This is a genomic window from Shewanella sp. FJAT-51649, from assembly GCF_019457435.1.
In the GTDB taxonomy this organism is placed as follows: domain Bacteria; phylum Pseudomonadota; class Gammaproteobacteria; order Enterobacterales; family Shewanellaceae; genus Shewanella; species Shewanella mangrovisoli.
In genome coordinates this window covers 4,032,115-4,049,541 of the sequence record NZ_CP080411.1, presented here as the reverse complement: position 1 = coordinate 4,049,541, position 17,427 = coordinate 4,032,115, and the positions used below count along the sequence as shown (strand labels likewise).

The following is a 17,427-nucleotide window of genomic DNA, read 5'->3' as shown; positions in this document are numbered from 1 at the left end:
AGTGAAAAGTGCGCCTTAATTGGCGCACTTAGGTTAAAGGATCCACATGATTTTAGGATTAGCCAGAAGCTGGTCGCTTACTGGTTATGCCATAGCCGCGCTACTGGTGTTACCCCTCTTTGCGTTAATTCTTCAGGCGGCGCAGCCCGATGAGGCCGTCTTTGGTCATCTGCTCTCCACTGTACTACCCACCTATATCTCCAACAGCCTATGGTTGATCCTGTGGGTGAGTATTGGCTCACTCTTGCTGGCACTGCCCTGCGCTTGGTTGATGGCGCGCTGTGAGTTTGTCGCTAGGCGTTATCTGCAATGGGCCTTATTGCTACCCTTGGCCATGCCCGCCTACATAGTCGCCTACGTGTATACCGATTTACTCGATTACGCAGGCCCTGTGCAAACCTGGCTTCGCTCAGTGTTTGGTTGGAGTTCGCCGCAGGATTACTTTTTCCCCGATATCCGTACCTTAGGTGGCGCGGCGTGTGTGTTGTCGCTGGTGCTCTTTCCCTATATTTATCTGTTGGCGCGCACCGCGTTTATGGAGCAATCCCTAAGCTTGGCCCACGCTTCGAGGATTATGGGCTGCTCGCCGTGGCAGAGTTTTTGGCGTTTATCCTTACCTATGGCAAGGCCCGCTTTGGCCGTGGGCGTGGCCTTAGTGGCGATGGAGACCGCGGCGGATTTTGCCACAGTCAACTACTTTGCCGTACCCACCCTGACCACAGCCGTGTACGACACTTGGTTGGGTTATGGCAATTTGACTGCGGCGGCTAAGCTCTCGGCCATTATCCTCTTGGTAGTGTTTAGTCTGATTGGAATGGAACGTTTTGCTCGCCGTAAACAGCAGTTATTCCAAAAACAGTCCCGTATTCAAGCCAGCGATTTATATCGGCTATCACCGATGCAAACCCTGCTTGCCCTCGGTTATTGCATCACCTTGTTACTGCTAGCCTTTATACTACCAAGCGGCATTTTGCTCTCCTATGCCATCGATTATTTTGAGCAGAGCTGGGATCCGATTTTCTGGCAATTGAGCATGAATAGCTTGAGCCTTGCGCTTATTACTAGCCTAGTGTGCTGCGCGATTGCATTGATATTGATGTTTATTCGCCGCGTGAGCCCAAGGTCGAGCGATGCGCTGCCATCACGCTTGGCCTCGACTGGCTATGCCTTGCCTGGCACAGTGCTGGCGATTGGCGTGCTGGTGCCGTTAACCCTGCTCGATTTTGCGATTAATGACGTAGCCGATTGGTTGGGGATGACTGGCCCTGGGCTCCTGCTTACCGGCAGCACGGTCGCGCTAGTCTTTGCCTTTTGTGTGCGCTTTGTGGCTATTGCGATTGGCAGTGTGGAGACCAGCTATAAACGCATTTCGCCCTCACTGGACATGGTGAGCCTGACCTTAGGGCAAAGCCCAAGACGACTATTGCAAAGAGTGCATCTGCCGCTGCTCACTAAGGGCTTATTTGCCGGGGCGCTGCTAGTGTTTATCGAAAGTATGAAAGAATTACCGGCGGCATTGTTGCTGCGGCCCATAGGGTTTGAGAATCTCGCCACTTATGTATTCCAGTTTGTCTCAGACGAAAAGCTTGAACATGGCGCCTTGCCCGCCATTGTGATTGTACTCGTGGGTTTAGTCCCGCTGATTTATTTAAACCGTTCCTTGGAGCAAGATAGCCGATGACCAGTACCCTCAATCTTCATCAAGTTCATAGTGATTATCAGGGCCAACAGGTACTCAAAGGCTTAGATTTAACCCTTGCTCAGGGGGAAATCCTCGCGTTGTTAGGCCCAAGTGGCTGCGGTAAAACCACTTTGCTGAGGGCGGTTGCAGGATTGCAGGCTATCAGCCAAGGTGAGATCCAAATTAATGGCAAGACGGTCAGCGGTGCAGGGCAATTTGTGCCGAGTGAGCAACGGGGAATCGGGATGATCTTCCAAGACTATGCCTTGTTTCCCCATTTGACCGTTGCCGAGAATATTCTCTTTGGCGTAGCAAAATTAACGGCTACGCAGCGCAAGGCGCGCTTGGATGACATGCTTGCCCTAGTGAAACTCGAAGGTTTAGCCAAGCGCTATCCCCATGAGTTGTCCGGCGGGCAGCAGCAGCGGGTGTCGATTGCCCGCGCGCTTGCTTATGAGCCGCAATTACTGTTACTCGATGAGCCTTTTTCGAATATCGATGCCCAAGTGCGCCACAGCATGATGGCGGAGATCCGCAGCATTCTCAAACAACGTAATGTCAGCGCGGTATTTGTGACTCACAGTAAGGACGAGGCCTTCGTCTTTGCCGATACCTTGGCCATTTTTAACCAAGGTGTGATAGTGCAGCATGGCCGCGCCGAAGACTTATACGCTGCGCCTAATAGCCGCTATGTGGCGGATTTTCTGGGTAGTGGCAACTACTTACCTGCCGAAGTGCTTGATGGCCATAGTGTTGCCACTCCGATTGGCGAGTTGCGCAGCCTGACGCCCTTGTCGCAATCCCATGCTTTCAATGGCCAAGTGTTTTTGCGGCCACAGCAATTGGCGCTCAGCGCCGATGATGCGGGTGTGGGGACGATTACCGAGCGGCGCTTCCTCGGGGCATTTTGCCATTACTGGGTGAAAGTCGAGGCGGCGTCCCACGCCCATTATGTCGAAGTGCGTAGCCAAATCATGCAGTTGAATGTCGGCCAGCGGGTGGGATTAAGCACTGAGCCGCATTCCTTAGTGCTATTTGAATCTTAAGCAGACCGCAGAGGATATGTCACTGTATCAGCATAAAGTATGACATTTTTGCTTACGTTTAACTTGGGCAAAAAAACGCTAGATTGCTGATATTTTCAGCCTTCCTTGTTACCTTAATTCCTCCAGAGTGGGAGGAATTATGATAAAAACAATAAAATCAATTTGTACCTTAGTCACAGTGGCGACAGCAATGTCGTCATCGGGAGTGTTGGCCATGGATAGGATCACGGGTAAAGCCTTTGCGACGCGCTCAGAAGTGTATGCCACCCATGGGATGGCGGCGACTAGCCAACCGTTAGCGACACAGGTGGCGATTGATGTGTTAAAACAGGGCGGCAGTGCTGTGGATGCGGCGATTGCGGCTAATGCCATGCTGGGCTTAGTCGAGCCTACAGGCGCTGGGGTTGGTGGCGATTTATTTGCCATTGTCTGGAGCGCTAAAGATAACAAGCTCTATGGCCTCAATGCTTCGGGCCGTAGCCCCAAATCCTTAACCCTAGAGAAGCTTAAATCCCTCGGATTAGATTATTTACCGCCTTTTGGGCCGCTGCCCGTGTCGGTTCCCGGTGCGGTAGATGGATGGTTCGAGCTGCACGATAAGTTCGGCAAACTGCCGATGGCCGATAATTTAGCCCCAGCGATTCGTTATGCCCGCGAAGGTTTCCCCGTTTCTGAGCTGATTGCCTATTACCTTAATGGCAGTGGTAAAAAACTCGGTCAATTCCCCGGTTTTAAAGAAACCTATATGCCCAATGGCAAAATGCCTGCGGTAGGGGAAATCTTCAAAAATCCCGCCTTAGCAAACACCTACGAGAAAATTGCCAAAGGCGGCCGCGATGCCTTTTACAAGGGCGACATTGCCAAGAGCATAGATAAATACATGAAGGCGCAAGGCGGTTACCTCAGTTATGAAGACCTCGCCAGCCATACTAGCGACTGGGTTGAACCCGTATCGGCCAACTACCGTGGCTACGATGTGTGGGAACTGCCGCCCAACGGGCAGGGGATTGCTGCACTACAGATCTTAAAAACCATGGAGCCCTTCGATGTCGCGGCCATGGGCTTTAACAGCCCCGAATACGTGCATTTATTTGTAGAGGCCAAAAAACTCGCCTTTGCCGACCGCGCGAAATTCTATGCCGATATGGCCTTTAACAAAGTGCCAGTGAAGGAATTGATTTCGCAAAAATACAATTACGATCGCGCCAAACTTATCGACTTAAACAAGGCGGCTAAGAGTGTCGATGCGGGGAATCCTGCGCTGCAACATGGGGATACTGTGTATCTCACCACTGCTGATAAAGACGGCAATATGGTGTCGCTGATCCAGAGTAACTACCGCGGCATGGGCTCGGGTATGACGCCACCGGATCTCGGCTTTGTATTGCAGGATCGCGGGCAGATGTTCGATCTCACCGAAGGTCGTTTCAACACCTACGCGCCGGGTAAGCGTCCCTTCCATACCATTATTCCCGCCTTTGTGACCAAAGACGGTAAACCTTGGTTGAGTTTTGGCGTGATGGGCGGTGCAACGCAGCCGCAAATGCACGCGCAGATCATTGTTAATCTGATTGATTTTAAAATGAACTTGCAAGAAGCGGGCGATGCCCCCAGAATTTTGCACACAGGTTCGACCGAGCCTACGGGCGAGGTGATGAATGACGGTGGCTATGTAAGCTTAGAATCAGGCTTCCCCGTTGAAACTCGCCGTGAGCTAATTAAGAAAGGCCATGTGCTACGCGATGGGCTCGGCGATTTTGGTGGATATCAAGCCATTGGTTTTAATACCGAAACGGGCGTTTACCGCGGCGCCTCCGAGAGCCGTAAAGATGGTTATGCCGCAGGTTACTAAGGCATAATTCGCCTTTGGCGTAATGAGCGCCGAAGCTTGCGTAAAACGAATTGACGAGGCGTAATGGCCTCGTCAATTTTTATATTCCAGTCTACAAACGTGTTTACATTACAAAGACGGACAAACTGTGCGTTACTTAATGTCATTTTCAGGTAAAGTTGCGGATAATATTGCCGAAAATGAATCGACAAAAGGGTGATAACCAGATGGATATTCAAAATATGCCGCGTGAACAGTTGGGTGTGTGTGCAGAGGGAAACTTACATAGCGTCTATTTGATGTTTAATGCGAGCGACAACGATAACGTTGAATCGCAATTGCGTCCCTGTATTGCCAACGTTGCGCAGTATATTTATGAGTTGACGGATCAATACTCCGACAGCGCATTCAATGGTTTTGTGGGCATTGGTGCCAACTATTGGGACAGCCTCTATCCCGATGCTCGCCCCGAAATGCTCAAGCCATTCCCTGCAATGCAAGCGGGCAACCGTGAAGCGCCTGCGATCGAATACGATCTGTTTGTGCATATTCGCTGCGACCGCTACGACATTTTGCATTTAGTCGCCAACGAAATTAGCCAAATGTTCGAAGACTTAGTCGAGTTAGTCGAAGAGGAACGCGGCTTTAGATTTATGGATAGCCGCGACTTAACAGGCTTTGTCGATGGCACTGAAAACCCGAAAGGGCGTCATCGTCAAGAGGTTGCCTTAGTTGGGGATGAAGACCCTGAATTTAAGGGCGGCAGCTACATTCACGTGCAAAAGTACGCCCACAACTTGAGTAAATGGCATAGATTACCGCTTAAAAAGCAAGAAGATATTATCGGTCGTACTAAGCAAGACAACATCGAATACGAGTCGGAAGATAAGCCATTAACCAGCCATATCAAGCGGGTCAACCTCAAGGATGACAACGGCAAGTCGATTGAGATTTTGCGCCAGAGCATGCCTTACGGTTCGCTCAAGGAGCAAGGGCTGATGTTTATTTCAACCTGCCGCACCCCAGAGCACTTTGAGAAGATGCTCCACAGCATGGTGTTTGGCGATGGTGCGGGTAACCACGATCACTTGATGCACTTTACCAGTGCCTTGACGGGGTCTTCTTTCTTCGCCCCAAGCTTAGATTTTTTGATGCAGTTCGATAATTAAGCCTTTGTAAACCGCGACTCAACGCACTGAGCCTTAAAGCCTCAGTGCGTTTTTGTTTGTGGGCTTAACTCGCCGTCGTCCACTTGCTGAGATCCTGCTGCCACTGCTGGGCGGTAAAATCGATAAAGGCGCGCACCAGCGCTTGTTGATAACTGCGGGAGAGGTACACCGCCCAGAGGGTTTGCCCTGGCGCCGTGTATTCGGGGAGCACTTCTTGCAGTTGGCCGCTGGCGAGATAGGGATTAGCTAAGTCACAGGGCAAGTAGGCAATGCCATGCCCGCGCAATGCGGCGCTAACCAGCACTCCCATTTCATTCGCCATCAGATTCCCCATTGGTTTAATCAGCTCACTCTGTTGCTCCTTGAGTAGCTGCCAGTGTTGCTGCGAGCTATGAATAAGGCAATTATGGCTGAGTAGATCGTTAGGGACGGTTAGCGGCTCGGCTTGAGCCAAGTAACTGGGCGCGGCGCACAGCACGGCATCTATGCTCATCAGTTTGCGGGCAATCAAATTCTCATCGGGCTGCTCGGTATAGCGCAGTGCCACGTCCACCCGCTCATCCACCAACTGGGCAAAACTGTCCGACATTAACAGCTGAATATTGACCTTAGGGTGCAATTTTATAAAGCGATCGACCACATCAAACAGACTGTGCTGCCCAAGCCCGACGGGCGTAGCGATGCGAATACTGCCAACTAATTCGGTGTTATGACTATGGGCGCGGCTTTCCATTGCGGCGACTTCGCTCAGCACCCGCTGACAATATTGCAGGGCTTCTTCCCCCTGCAGAGTGAGGCTGACGCTGCGGGTCGTGCGGTGCAATAAACGTAAACTCAGCCACTGCTCAATTTCTTGAATATGACGTGATACCTGTAGGCGACTGAGATCGAGGTGTTCTGCGGCCTTAGTAAAGCTGCCACAGTTGGCCACTTCGATAAAGCTGCGCATGGCGGCGATTTTATCCATTAGTATCTCAATCTGAAACAATCATGCTCATTTATCGATATTTATCACGTGAAGTGTCGCAAGTAAACTGGTCTCAATTTAAATCAGTAGCGAGACTTATCAAATGAAAATTGCAGTATTAGGTGCATCAGGTTGGATTGGCGGAACCATTTTTAACGAGGCGCTGAGCCGTGGTCATGAAGTGGTTGCCTTAGTGCGTGACCCAAGTAAGCTTGGCGAAACAGCAGCAGAAGTGCGTAGTGTTGACCTGACTCAGCCATTGGAAGCCGACACATTTGCGGGTGTCGATTTAGTGATTGCCGCAGTGGGTGCGCGCGCCGAGCAGAATCACGGCTTAGTGGCAAAAACGGTCAATAATCTATTAGCCGTGTTGCCACAGGCAAAAGTGCCACGTCTACTTTGGGTCGGTGGTGCGGGGAGTTTAGAAGTGGCACCGGGAGTGACCTTGGTTTCAAGTCCAGACTTCCCGCCTGCCTATAAGGATGAAGCCTTGGCTCAAGGTGAGGCATTGAAGGCATTTCGCGCCGCCAATACTATGGTTAACTGGACTTTTGTCAGTCCAGCGGCAGAAATTTACCCAGGCGCCAGCGAAGGTCCTTACCGTTTAGGCGGCGATAGCTTCTTTACCGATACGAATGGTCAGAGCAAGATTTCAGTGGCCGACTACGCCAAAGCCATGCTCGATGAAGCGGAAAACGCGGCGCATCCTAATCAAAGGATCAGTGTGGCTTACTAAGGCTATAGACTCTGGTCGACGACTAATGTCGATGAGTTAAGGTCAATAAGCTAAGGTTTGTGAGCTCGGGGTGACGAGTCTTTGTTCCAAGCAAGCGTCATTCAAGCCAACAGATAGGTCTTATGCTGTAACGTAATCGGGACACTAGCCCTGAAATGAGGGCAATGTTGGACTGAAAAGCGTACAGATAAAAGAGAACAGGTCAGCAAGCTGACCTGTTTTTTTATTCTGCGTAGTTGAATAAAGATTTGATGGTTTCCAAGGTATCGGCGATATCTTGGATGCTGGATGGACAAATAAAGATAGTATCGTCTCCGGCAATGGTCCCCAAAATCCCTTCTGGCTTACCGATGGAATCCAATAAACGGGCAATTAATTGCGCGGCGCCAGGGCTGGTGCGAACGACAATCATGGCTTGGTTATGGTCAACATCGAGCACTAAGTTCTTTAACGGGCTGCCTGCGGTAGGCACGCCTAGTTCGGCGGGTAAGCAATAAACCATCTCCTGCTTAGCGTTACGGGTGCGTACTGCACCGAACTTGCTGAGCATCCGAGACACTTTCGATTGGTTAATATTGCTAAAGCCTTCTGCTTGTAAAGCGGCGACAATTTCACTCTGGGAGCCAAAGCGCTCCTCTTTTAAAATCGCCTTAAAAATTCTAACAAGGTCATCCTGATTCTTGGTCGTTTGCATAGTCTTATTCTTTATTCAAAAAAACAGGCGTATTTTGAATAGTTTTGGTCAAAGTGTCAACAAATAACCATTATGACTGAATAAAAATGCAATTCACGGATGGCTAGATAGCCGTGTTGTCGGTATTGATATTGAACTAGAGTAAATATTCAACATTGGAATGCTCAGTTTCGCTAAAACTTTGTCTCCACGACTAAGGGATAATTGAAATTAACGTGACATTCCAGTAATGTGACGCCAACGGAAATTAGATCCATGTCACACATATCCGAGAAATAACGGAGATAACTATGAAAGTTGCTGTACTTGGTGCTGCTGGTGGTATCGGCCAGGCTCTCGCCCTACTGTTAAAAACTCAATTACCTGCGGGTTCTAAACTGTCTCTATACGATATCGCACCGGTTACTCCGGGTGTTGCGGTTGACTTGAGCCACATCCCTACTGCGGTAGAAATCAAAGGTTTTGCTGGTGAAGATCCAACGCCTGCACTGGAAGGTGCTGACGTTGTTCTAATTTCTGCTGGTGTTGCGCGTAAGCCTGGTATGGATCGTTCAGATCTGTTCAACATCAACGCAGGTATCGTTCGTAACCTGATCGAAAAAGTGGCAGTAACTTGCCCTAAAGCCTTAGTGGGTATCATCACTAACCCAGTAAACACTACTGTTGCTATCGCAGCAGAAGTGTTGAAGAAAGCCGGTGTTTACGACAAGAACCGTCTGTTCGGTGTGACGACTCTGGACGTTATCCGTTCTGAAACTTTCATCGCTGAATTAAAAGGCTTAAACGTTGCTGACGTTAAAGTGAACGTCATCGGCGGCCACAGCGGCGTGACCATTCTGCCATTACTGTCTCAAGTTGAAGGCGTGACTTTCTCTGATGAAGAAGTCGCTTCTCTGACCAAGCGTATCCAAAACGCGGGTACTGAAGTGGTTGAAGCTAAAGCCGGTGGCGGAAGCGCGACTCTGTCTATGGGTCAAGCGGCTTGCCGTTTCGGTATGTCTCTGGTTCGTGGTCTGCAAGGCGAAGCTAACATCGTTGAATGTGCTTACGTTGACGGCGGCAGCGAGCACGCTGAATTCTTCGCTCAACCAGTGCTGTTAGGCAAAAACGGTATCGAAAAAGTACTGCCTTACGGTGAAGTGAGCGCATTCGAAGCTAACGCCCGTGATTCTATGTTAGATACGCTGAAAGGCGATATCAAACTAGGCGTTGATTTCGTTAAGTAATCTATCTGGATTATCAAAAAACGGAGCCTAATGGCTCCGTTTTTTATGCGCTAAAATTGAGCCCCTACTTGGGGCAAAACTACTTAGGCAGTTGGCATTGATTGTCACAGCGCGCCTTGCCCGTCAGTAAGTAAGAGATGCGGTATCTGTGCTTGGCGAACCTCAGGTAGCACCAGTCCGCAACGGGTTTAATGAGAGGCAACCGTAGCATCTGCACCCAAGGGCGCGTACCCGTTAATCCCCAAGCTTTGCAGGTGACATCGAGCCCAAGCAAAATCTCCCCCGTTGCCGTTTCACCATGAAGAATGGTGTTGGCATACTCTTTATCGATATAGCCGAATCGAGCGCCAAAATGCTCGGCATTAAGATCCACAAGTTCGATGCGATCATCGGGGTCACGCGCTTTAAGCTGACGCATTTCGGCGCGACATAAAGGGCAATTGCCGTCGTAAAAAATTCGCAGTTCCATAGGGCTTCCTCGATTAAGCTGGCCTCGAGTATACGCGGGCGCCATCATTTTAGATCTAAATCATGCAGCCTTTAATGCCTTTATGATTAGGCGCAAGACAATAAAGACAGTAACATTCTGCGTATTACACTGTTTTATTGATGATTTAGCTAACTAGATTTGCCCTGTATTGAACGCACAAGCCCGTACTCGGCAAATAACAGGATGGATATGACAGCTCCCATTATTATCACTGGCGTGGGTAAACGCATTGGCTACGCCCTTGCGAAACACTTGCTCGCCCAAGGGCACAAGGTGATTGGCACTTATCGCAGCCATTATCCCAGTATCGATGAGTTGCAGTCTTTAGGCGCGACCTTAATCCAATGCGATTTTTACGATAATGCGCAGCTCCAAACCCTGATTGAGCAATTGAGTCAATACCCCAAAATCCGCGCTATTATCCATAACGCTTCTGACTGGCTGCCAGACAACAGCCCAAGCCTTGCCGCCCATGAAGTCATGCAGCGGATGATGCAGGTGCATGCGAGCGTACCCTATCAAATGAACCTAGCCTTAGCCTCGCAGTTGCGTGCTGGGGGCGAGGGCGAGATTGGCGCCAGCGATATTATCCATTTCACCGATTATGTGGCCGAAAAGGGCAGTGCCAAGCACATGGCCTACGCGGCCAGCAAGGCGGCGCTGGATAACTTAACCTTATCCTTTGCGGCACAATTAGCGCCCGAGGTCAAAGTCAATGCGATTGCTCCGGCGATGATCCTCTTTAATCCGAGCGATGATGAAGCCTATCGGCAAAAGACCTTGGCTAAGGCTATCTTACCAAAAGAAGCAGGAAATCAAGAGATTATCGCATTGGTGGATTATCTGTTGGCGAGCCGCTACGTCACAGGTCGCTGCCACAATGTCGATGGTGGGCGGCATTTAAGGTAAAAAAGAATCTAGATTTTAGGTGCTAGCACCTTCTTTATTCAAAACTCCCATTCTCTACTTGGGGTGATAATAAAGGGTAAGGGCACATCCCAATACTCGCAGGGCAGGGCTGTCACTTGCTGGCAATCATGGGCGTAACCCATGGGCAGAGGTTTACCTTTGCTATGCCAATTGGCTAGCGTTCTGTCGTAATAGCCGCCGCCCATGCCCATACGATTGCCTTTGATATCAAAGGCAACCAGCGGGGTAATCACCACATCCAGTCGCTCAATTGGCATAACGCTACGCACATCCAACTTAGGCTCTAAAATACCAAATTGATTCGGCTGCATTGGCGAGTCGGCGTGGTAATGCAAAAACAATAATTGCCCCGCATTAAAGGGGTGGAGCCGTGGCAGATAGGTGTGAATGCCCTGCTGCCAAAGTGCTTCGATAAGCGGAGCAGTTGCTAGTTCGCCATCGTGGGTGAGATACAGCGCGACATGCTGGGCATTTAGTGCGCTCAGTTTTTCGAGCATTCGCCGACTGGCGGCAAAGCTTGCCTCTGCCTGCTGCTCTGTCGAAAGCGAGCGGCGAGCTAAGCGGATCTGTTTACGCAATTCGGCGCGGCTTAGAGTTGGGCTTAGCGATTGGGTATCAATTTCAGACTGAGTGCCGTGTGGCCCCTTGACTGTTGGGGCTGATGTGTTCGAGACAGGTGAAGTGATAGACATAAATAAGATGCTCCCCAGAATGCCGCTACCGGTGTAGCCCTTGAACCGTAGGTTCAAGGCGGGTAAATGATTACCTCCTAAGGCTTCTCGGTACGAGCCGAGCATGCTCAATGTCAGTAAAGCATTCACCCTGAGATCAAAATTATCGGCACAGGGACATTACCAGTTGGCCTGCACCCCAGGGAGCAAAAACGGTATTGAATCGCTAAAATCTTGGCTTAAAAAGTATAGGCCAGTTTAGCCATTCACTGTGCAACTCTTATCAGATAGATGGTGCTTGGCACCGAGTGGCACAGTCTAAATCTATTTGGTTGAACGCTCAACTAAGGCGTTTTCCAAGGTTGACTGCAATAGGCTGATGCGGTCATCCATTTGTTTCATATAGTGCTTATTCTTTTGCTTTTCTTGGTACAACTCGTGTCCAATATTCAGCGCCGCCATAATGGCAATTTCTTCGCGGCTTAAGCTATTAGTGCGATTTTTTAAGGTGGTTAGCTGTTGCTCAACCCCTTGCGCCACAACACGTAAGGCATCTTCCTGACCTTTCGGGCAGGCGATAGAGTAGGTGCGCCCTAGCAGGGTGATTTCAACTGCACTATTACTCATTCGAAGATGATCCTTTCGTTGGCGTCGATAGGGCGGACTATATAGGGCTGATATTAAAAGTGCAAGGTGAGGCGCCGATGGATTGCACATTCGCCGTTTTGTTTGCTGCTTGTGTGAGCAGTTGCCGGAATTTTTATCTTCGCCCCCAAGAATGCCGGATCAGAGTTGGTTCAAGTCTTTATCTCTGCTAGCATTGCTGCTGGAAAATTCTGATTGGAATCTGATATGGCGACCCCTCCTTCGTTACGCATCGACAGCTTAAAAATCGCCCTCGATGCGGCTGAAATTGGTCAGCATCCCGTGGAAGTGCACGGTGCCCTTGTGGGTTTAATCTGCGGTGGCGTAGAGCAAACTGGCGATCTGTGGATTAAACCTTTATTTGACCTGATGAATGATGGTCAGCCTTTACCGGCGCCTCTGCATCAATTGGTGTGTGAGCTATTCCAAGACTCTGTCGCCCGTTTAGGTGATTTTGAGTTTGGCTTTATGCCACTGCTTCCCGAAGAGGAAGAGCCGTTAAGTCAACGGGTTGAGGCCTTATCCCTGTGGACGCAAAGCTTTTTAACCGGCATCGCGATTATCCAGCCCAAGCTGAATAAAGCCTCGGCCGAAGTACGTGAAGTGATTAAAGATCTGGCCGAGATCGCTCAGGTCGAATTCGATGTGGCCGACGATGAAGAATCGGAAACGGCTTATATCGAGTTACTGGAATTTGTGCGTATCGCCGCCATTATGTGCTATTCCGAGTTTGGCCCAGAGCCAAGCCACGGTGAAGGCGACGATCCAGCGGTGATCCATTAATCACTAAAGAGAGAGGCGGAATCATTCCGCCTTTAATGAGTTTCAAATCTAACATCCTGATGGCGAAACGCTTTTAGCCATGCCATAGCTTGAATGAGAACCCCATGACGGTAGCAGAGCACATGGATAATTCAGTTCAAAATGTCGATATTGCCATTGTTGGTGGCGCCATGGCGGGGGCGACCCTGGCGCTGGCCTTAGCGCGTTTGTCTGGCACTGAAAAACCTTTATCTATTGCCTTAATCGAGGCGCATCTTCCCGATAACAGCCATCCCGGCTTTGACGCTCGCTCCATCGCCATTGCCCATGGTTCCATCTTCGAGTTATCCCGTTTAGGTTTATGGCCGAAACTGGCGCATTTAGGCACGGCGATTAAGGATATCCACGTATCCGATCGCGGCCATTTTGGCATGACGGAACTCAACGCCAGTCAGTTTCACTTAGATGCGCTGGGCCAAGTCGTCGAGCTTGAAAGGGTCGGCCAATTGCTGTTTAGCGAGCTGCACAAAACTCAGGTTAAGCTCTACTGCCCAGCAAAACTGTCAGAGTTAATTCCCGATATCGACAGCCACATGTTGGTGCTGGATTCCGGCGAGCGAATTTGTGCCAAGTTGGTGGTCGCCGCCGATGGTTTGCAGTCTAAGGTGCGCAGCAGTTTTAATCTGCCCATCACCCAAGTGGCGTTTGAGCAAACCGCGATTATCGCTAATCTGCAAATCGATAAGCCGCATCAGCACTGGGCCTACGAACGATTTACCGAGACAGGCCCCTTAGCGCTATTGCCGATGGCAGATAGCCAAGGCCAACCGCGTTTATCCCTCGTCTGGGCACTCGACGATAGCCGTGCCCAAGCGATGCTTACAGCGCCCAAGACCGAGTTTTTAGCTGCATTGCAGCAAGCCTTTGGCTATCGCGCCGGGCAGTTTATCGACGTTAGCGAGCGCCATGCTTATCCGTTAAACCTGTCCTACATGCCAAGGCCGATTCACCATAGATGCGTATTTATCGGCAATGCCTCCCAGACTCTGCACCCGATAGCGGGGCAAGGGTTTAACTTAGGGCTTAGGGATGTCATCAGCCTGCTTGATGTGCTGCAACGCGCGCTGGCGCAGGGTGAGGATATCGGCGGTGTCGCCGTCACCCATGGCTATTTGCAGGCCCGAGAGGCGGATAGAAACAGCACTATTCGCAATATTGAATTTTTAGTCCGTGGCTTCTCTAACCAATATTGGCCCTTGGCCCTTGGGCGTAATCTGGGATTGCGTCTGTTATCTTGGTTCCCGCCACTGAAAACCCCCGTCGCGCAGAAGGCGATGGGCTGGAAATAATCATTACTGGTATCGCAACGCGAAAAGGATGTACCCATGTTAAGTTCACAAGCCTATGACATTGCCATTGTGGGTGGCGGCATGGTGGGACTCGCCACCGCGATAGGATTGGCGCAGGCCAACTTGAATGTCGTCGTGATCGATGCCCAAAGCACTCAAGCCGTGAGCGGTGAGCCAAGGCTTAGGGTCAGCGCCATCAATAAGGCGAGCCAACGTTTGCTCGAGCACCTCGGCGCTTGGCACTATTTAGATGCCAGCCGCGCGACGCCCTATCAAAAAATGGCGGTATGGGATAAAGATGGCTTTGGTAAAATCGCCTTCGATGCCAGTAGCATCAGTGAACCTAGCCTTGGCGCCATTATCGAAAATGATGCCATCAGCTACGCCCTCGCCAAGCGTGCCAGTGAATTTGACAATATCTCCCATATCGAAAACCAACGCATAGAGCGTATCGCCTTTGGTGAACGTGAAGCTTGGTTGACCTTAGCCAATGGCACCGATGCCGAAATCGAAAGTGTTAGCGCCGCACTCGTGATTGCCGCCGATGGTGCTAATTCTTGGGTGCGCGAACAATGTAAGATCCCATTAACTTTCTGGGATTATGGTCACCATGCGATCGTGGCGACCATTCGCAGCGAAATGCCGCACCTTGCCACCGCCCGCCAAGTCTTTTTGCAGGACGGCCCGCTGGCCTTCTTGCCCTTATATGAAGAAAACCTCTGCTCCATTGTCTGGTCAGTGCCGCCAGAGCGCGCTAACGAGTTACTCGAGATGGCGCCAGAGCAGTTCGAGCGTAATCTCACCGCCGCCTTCGATGGCCGCCTCGGGATCTGTAAGCTTGAGAGTGAACGTCACGCCTTCCCACTGCGGATGCGCTACGCCCGCCATTTTGCCCGCCACCGTTTAGTGCTCGCGGGGGACGCTGCTCACACCATTCATCCATTAGCTGGCCAAGGGGTAAACCTAGGCTTCCTCGATGCCGCTAGCATTATCGAAGTCATCGGTGAGCTACACGATGCGGGTAAGGATATTGGCGATTATGCCCAGCTGCGCGCCCTTGAGCGTTGGCGCAAGGCCGATGCGATGGAGATGATTGCGGCGATGGAAGGTTTTAAGCGTTTGTTCGAGGGGAGCAATCCTCTTAAAAAAGCCATTCGCGATCTGGGACTCAACCTGGTTGATAATGTCGCTGGGCTGAAAACAGTGTTCATGCAACAGGCCATGGGCAATAAGTCCTCACTCCCCAAGTTATGTCGCTAGCCTCGGTTGCGCTAATGTAATCATAATTGCTGATAATATCAGCAATTTGGCTGCAGGCTGCGCAAATATCGCTTTCGTATGTAAAAAAATTACATGTTGAAGATGAGAAAATCTAATGACACTGGCTTCGGATTAGAAAAATCTCCTGTATACAAATTTGTGACGCAAGGTATAATTTCGCCGCATTTTAGACCCTAGTACTTATACCAATCACGATAAATATCTGATCAATTCAGAGCGAATCAGGCGTTGCAGTGACAGACGCATTGAGACCGAAAGAACCCCTTTCAAATTGATGCATCGTGGAAGTGAAATGCCGATTAGCCAGATATTTAGCCGGATTTGTATCACCCTACGCTAGGCAGAGACCTGAAAAAGGCCGCAAAAAAGGGATAACAATGGCTAATAAAACTGTTCTGTTTAACAAGCACTTAGAATCAAACGCTAAGATGGTCGACTTCCACGGTTGGGATATGCCCCTCAACTATGGTTCACAAATCGAAGAACACCACGCCGTGCGTCAAGACGCAGGTATGTTCGACGTGTCCCACATGACTGTGGTTGATGTGACCGGAACCGACGCTTGTGCATTCCTCCGTAAGTTGCTGGCAAACGATGTGGCCAAACTTAAAGTTCCTGGTAAAGCCTTATACGGCGGCATGTTAGATGACAATGCCGGCATCATCGACGACCTGATCACTTACTACCTGACCGACACTTTCTACCGTGTTGTCGTCAACAGCGCGACCCGCGAAAAAGACTTAGCGTGGATCGCCAAACAATCCCAAGGTTTTGATGTCACTGTGACTGAGCGTCCTGAGCTGGCGATGATCGCCGTTCAAGGTCCTAACGCTAAGGCCAAAGCCGCAGCCGTATTCAGTGCCGAGCAAAATGCCGCTATCGAAGGCATGAAACCTTTCTTCGGTAAGCAAACCGGTTCTCTGTTTATTGCCACCACAGGTTACACAGGTGAAGTGGGTTACGAGATCATCGTGCCAGAAACTGAAGCCGAAGCCCTGTGGCAAGCTCTGTTAGATCAAGGCGTTAAACCATGTGGTTTAGGCGCTCGCGATACATTACGTCTCGAAGCTGGTATGAACCTCTATGGCTTAGATATGGACGAAACCATCAACCCGCTGGCCGCCAACATGGGCTGGACCATCGCATGGGAGCCAACTGACCGTGACTTTATCGGTCGTCAGGCACTTGAAGCCCTGCGCGATGCGGGTACCGACAAATTAGTCGGTCTGGTGATGGAAGAAAAAGGCGTGTTACGCCATGATATGCCAGTATTTTTCACCGATGCAGCGGGTGTTGAGCAGCAAGGCGTGATCACTAGCGGTACTTTCTCGCCAACATTGGGCTATTCTATTGCGATGGCGCGTGTTCCTAACTCGATTGGGGATACGGCGGAAGTCGAAATGCGTAAAAAGCGCGTGGCTGTTAGAGTAGTAGCGCCAAACTTTGTGCGCAACGGTAAACAAGCATTTTAAAAAAACGGAACAAGGAACAAGAACAATGAGCAATATTCCGACAGAACTGAAATACGCCTCTTCACACGAATGGATCCGCAAGGAAGAAGACGGTAGCTACACTGTGGGTATCACTGAGCATGCTCAAGAGCTGTTAGGTGACATGGTTTTCGTTGAGCTGCCAGAAGTAGGCGACACTGTGACTGCAGGCGACGACTGTGCAGTGGCAGAATCAGTGAAAGCGGCTTCTGACATCTACGCGCCAATCTCTGGTGAAGTGATTGCCGTCAACGAAGCACTGGAAGATTCTCCAGAGCTCGTAAACAGCGACGCTTACGGCGAAGGCTGGTTCTTCCGCGTTATGCCTTCTGATGAATCAGAAGTTGACGCTCTGCTCGATGCAGAAGGTTACCAAGCTGTCATCGACGAGGAATAATCGTCGACGCTAACGAAGCCCCAAGGGGCTTCGTTTGTTTTAGCGCAAGTTTGACATAACAA

General features: G+C 50.3%; 17 protein-coding genes and 1 other RNA gene. 12 read left to right on the top strand and 6 right to left on the bottom strand.

Annotation, left to right across the window (positions count from 1 at the left end; genetic code table 11):
- The first annotated feature begins 46 nt into the window (after positions 1-46).
- The 4 genes from K0H59_RS17740 (at position 47) to K0H59_RS17725 (ending at position 5,727) form a co-directional block, all read left to right on the top strand.
- On the top strand, positions 47-1,681 hold the full coding sequence (locus K0H59_RS17740) for an iron ABC transporter permease (protein ID WP_220053883.1): 1,635 nt from the start codon (positions 47-49) through the stop codon (positions 1,679-1,681).
- Positions 1,678-2,727, top strand: a complete 1,050-nt coding sequence (locus tag K0H59_RS17735) for an ABC transporter ATP-binding protein (RefSeq protein WP_220053882.1) — start codon at positions 1,678-1,680, stop codon at positions 2,725-2,727. The genes K0H59_RS17740 and K0H59_RS17735 overlap by 4 nt, the downstream gene beginning before the upstream one ends.
- Before the next feature lie 139 nt (positions 2,728-2,866).
- Entirely contained in the window at positions 2,867-4,579 is a 1,713-nt protein-coding gene (gene ggt, locus K0H59_RS17730) for a gamma-glutamyltransferase (RefSeq protein ID WP_220053881.1), read from the top strand.
- A 206-nt stretch (positions 4,580-4,785) separates the two neighbouring features.
- On the top strand, positions 4,786-5,727 hold the full coding sequence (locus K0H59_RS17725; RefSeq protein WP_011624076.1) for a Dyp-type peroxidase: 942 nt from the start codon (positions 4,786-4,788) through the stop codon (positions 5,725-5,727).
- A 64-nt stretch (positions 5,728-5,791) separates the two neighbouring features.
- On the opposite strand, the gene K0H59_RS17720 is transcribed toward K0H59_RS17725, so the two are convergent.
- Positions 5,792-6,694, bottom strand: coding sequence for a LysR family transcriptional regulator (locus tag K0H59_RS17720; protein ID WP_011718298.1), 903 nt, complete (start codon positions 6,692-6,694; stop codon positions 5,792-5,794).
- A gap of 103 nt (positions 6,695-6,797) precedes the next feature.
- On the opposite strand from K0H59_RS17720, the gene K0H59_RS17715 reads away from it, so the two are divergent.
- Positions 6,798-7,430, top strand: a complete 633-nt coding sequence (locus K0H59_RS17715; protein ID WP_011718297.1) for an NAD(P)-dependent oxidoreductase — start codon at positions 6,798-6,800, stop codon at positions 7,428-7,430.
- A 223-nt stretch (positions 7,431-7,653) separates the two neighbouring features.
- Here K0H59_RS17715 and argR read toward each other — a convergent pair whose 3' ends face one another.
- Positions 7,654-8,124, bottom strand: coding sequence for a transcriptional regulator ArgR (gene argR / locus K0H59_RS17710; protein WP_011624073.1), 471 nt, complete (start codon positions 8,122-8,124; stop codon positions 7,654-7,656).
- 290 nt (positions 8,125-8,414) lie between these two features.
- On the opposite strand from argR, the gene mdh reads away from it, so the two are divergent.
- A complete protein-coding gene (gene mdh / locus K0H59_RS17705) occupies positions 8,415-9,350 on the top strand; it encodes a malate dehydrogenase (protein ID WP_011718296.1) in 936 nt (311 codons plus the stop codon).
- A 79-nt stretch (positions 9,351-9,429) separates the two neighbouring features.
- Here the strand turns inward: mdh and K0H59_RS17700 are convergent, their stop codons facing one another.
- Positions 9,430-9,819 carry a thiol-disulfide oxidoreductase DCC family protein gene (locus tag K0H59_RS17700; protein ID WP_220053880.1) on the bottom strand — a complete coding sequence of 130 codons (390 nt, stop codon included), beginning with the start codon at positions 9,817-9,819 and terminating at the stop codon, positions 9,430-9,432.
- A gap of 210 nt (positions 9,820-10,029) precedes the next feature.
- Between K0H59_RS17700 and folM the strand changes: the two genes are divergently transcribed.
- Positions 10,030-10,749: a dihydromonapterin reductase gene (folM, locus tag K0H59_RS17695; RefSeq protein WP_220053879.1), complete on the top strand. Its 720-nt coding sequence runs from the start codon at positions 10,030-10,032 to the stop codon at positions 10,747-10,749.
- A gap of 38 nt (positions 10,750-10,787) precedes the next feature.
- On the opposite strand, the gene K0H59_RS17690 is transcribed toward folM, so the two are convergent.
- The 3 genes from K0H59_RS17690 to K0H59_RS17680 form a co-directional block, all read right to left on the bottom strand.
- Positions 10,788-11,462 carry a 5-formyltetrahydrofolate cyclo-ligase gene (locus K0H59_RS17690; protein WP_220053878.1) on the bottom strand — a complete coding sequence of 225 codons (675 nt, stop codon included), beginning with the start codon at positions 11,460-11,462 and terminating at the stop codon, positions 10,788-10,790.
- Positions 11,463-11,469: 7 nt separating this feature from the next.
- Positions 11,470-11,650: non-coding RNA, 6S RNA (gene ssrS, locus K0H59_RS17685), on the bottom strand.
- 115 nt (positions 11,651-11,765) lie between these two features.
- Positions 11,766-12,068 carry a cell division protein ZapA gene (locus tag K0H59_RS17680; RefSeq protein WP_011718292.1) on the bottom strand — a complete coding sequence of 101 codons (303 nt, stop codon included), beginning with the start codon at positions 12,066-12,068 and terminating at the stop codon, positions 11,766-11,768.
- 225 nt (positions 12,069-12,293) lie between these two features.
- Here K0H59_RS17680 and K0H59_RS17675 point away from each other — a divergent pair, with 225 nt between their 5' ends.
- From K0H59_RS17675 to gcvH, 5 genes are all read left to right on the top strand, one after another.
- Positions 12,294-12,869: a UPF0149 family protein gene (locus K0H59_RS17675; protein ID WP_011718291.1), complete on the top strand. Its 576-nt coding sequence runs from the start codon at positions 12,294-12,296 to the stop codon at positions 12,867-12,869.
- A gap of 104 nt (positions 12,870-12,973) precedes the next feature.
- Positions 12,974-14,197, top strand: a complete 1,224-nt coding sequence (gene ubiH / locus K0H59_RS17670) for a 2-octaprenyl-6-methoxyphenyl hydroxylase (protein ID WP_220053877.1) — start codon at positions 12,974-12,976, stop codon at positions 14,195-14,197.
- Between the two features lie 36 nt (positions 14,198-14,233).
- A complete protein-coding gene (locus K0H59_RS17665) occupies positions 14,234-15,457 on the top strand; it encodes an FAD-dependent oxidoreductase (protein ID WP_220053876.1) in 1,224 nt (407 codons plus the stop codon).
- 398 nt (positions 15,458-15,855) lie between these two features.
- The gene (gene gcvT, locus K0H59_RS17660) at positions 15,856-16,950 is read left to right on the top strand and encodes a glycine cleavage system aminomethyltransferase GcvT (RefSeq protein WP_220053875.1); all 1,095 of its coding nucleotides are present in this window, start codon (positions 15,856-15,858) and stop codon (positions 16,948-16,950) included.
- A 25-nt stretch (positions 16,951-16,975) separates the two neighbouring features.
- A complete protein-coding gene (gene gcvH / locus K0H59_RS17655) occupies positions 16,976-17,365 on the top strand; it encodes a glycine cleavage system protein GcvH (RefSeq protein WP_011071083.1) in 390 nt (129 codons plus the stop codon).
- Positions 17,366-17,427: the final 62 nt, after the last annotated feature.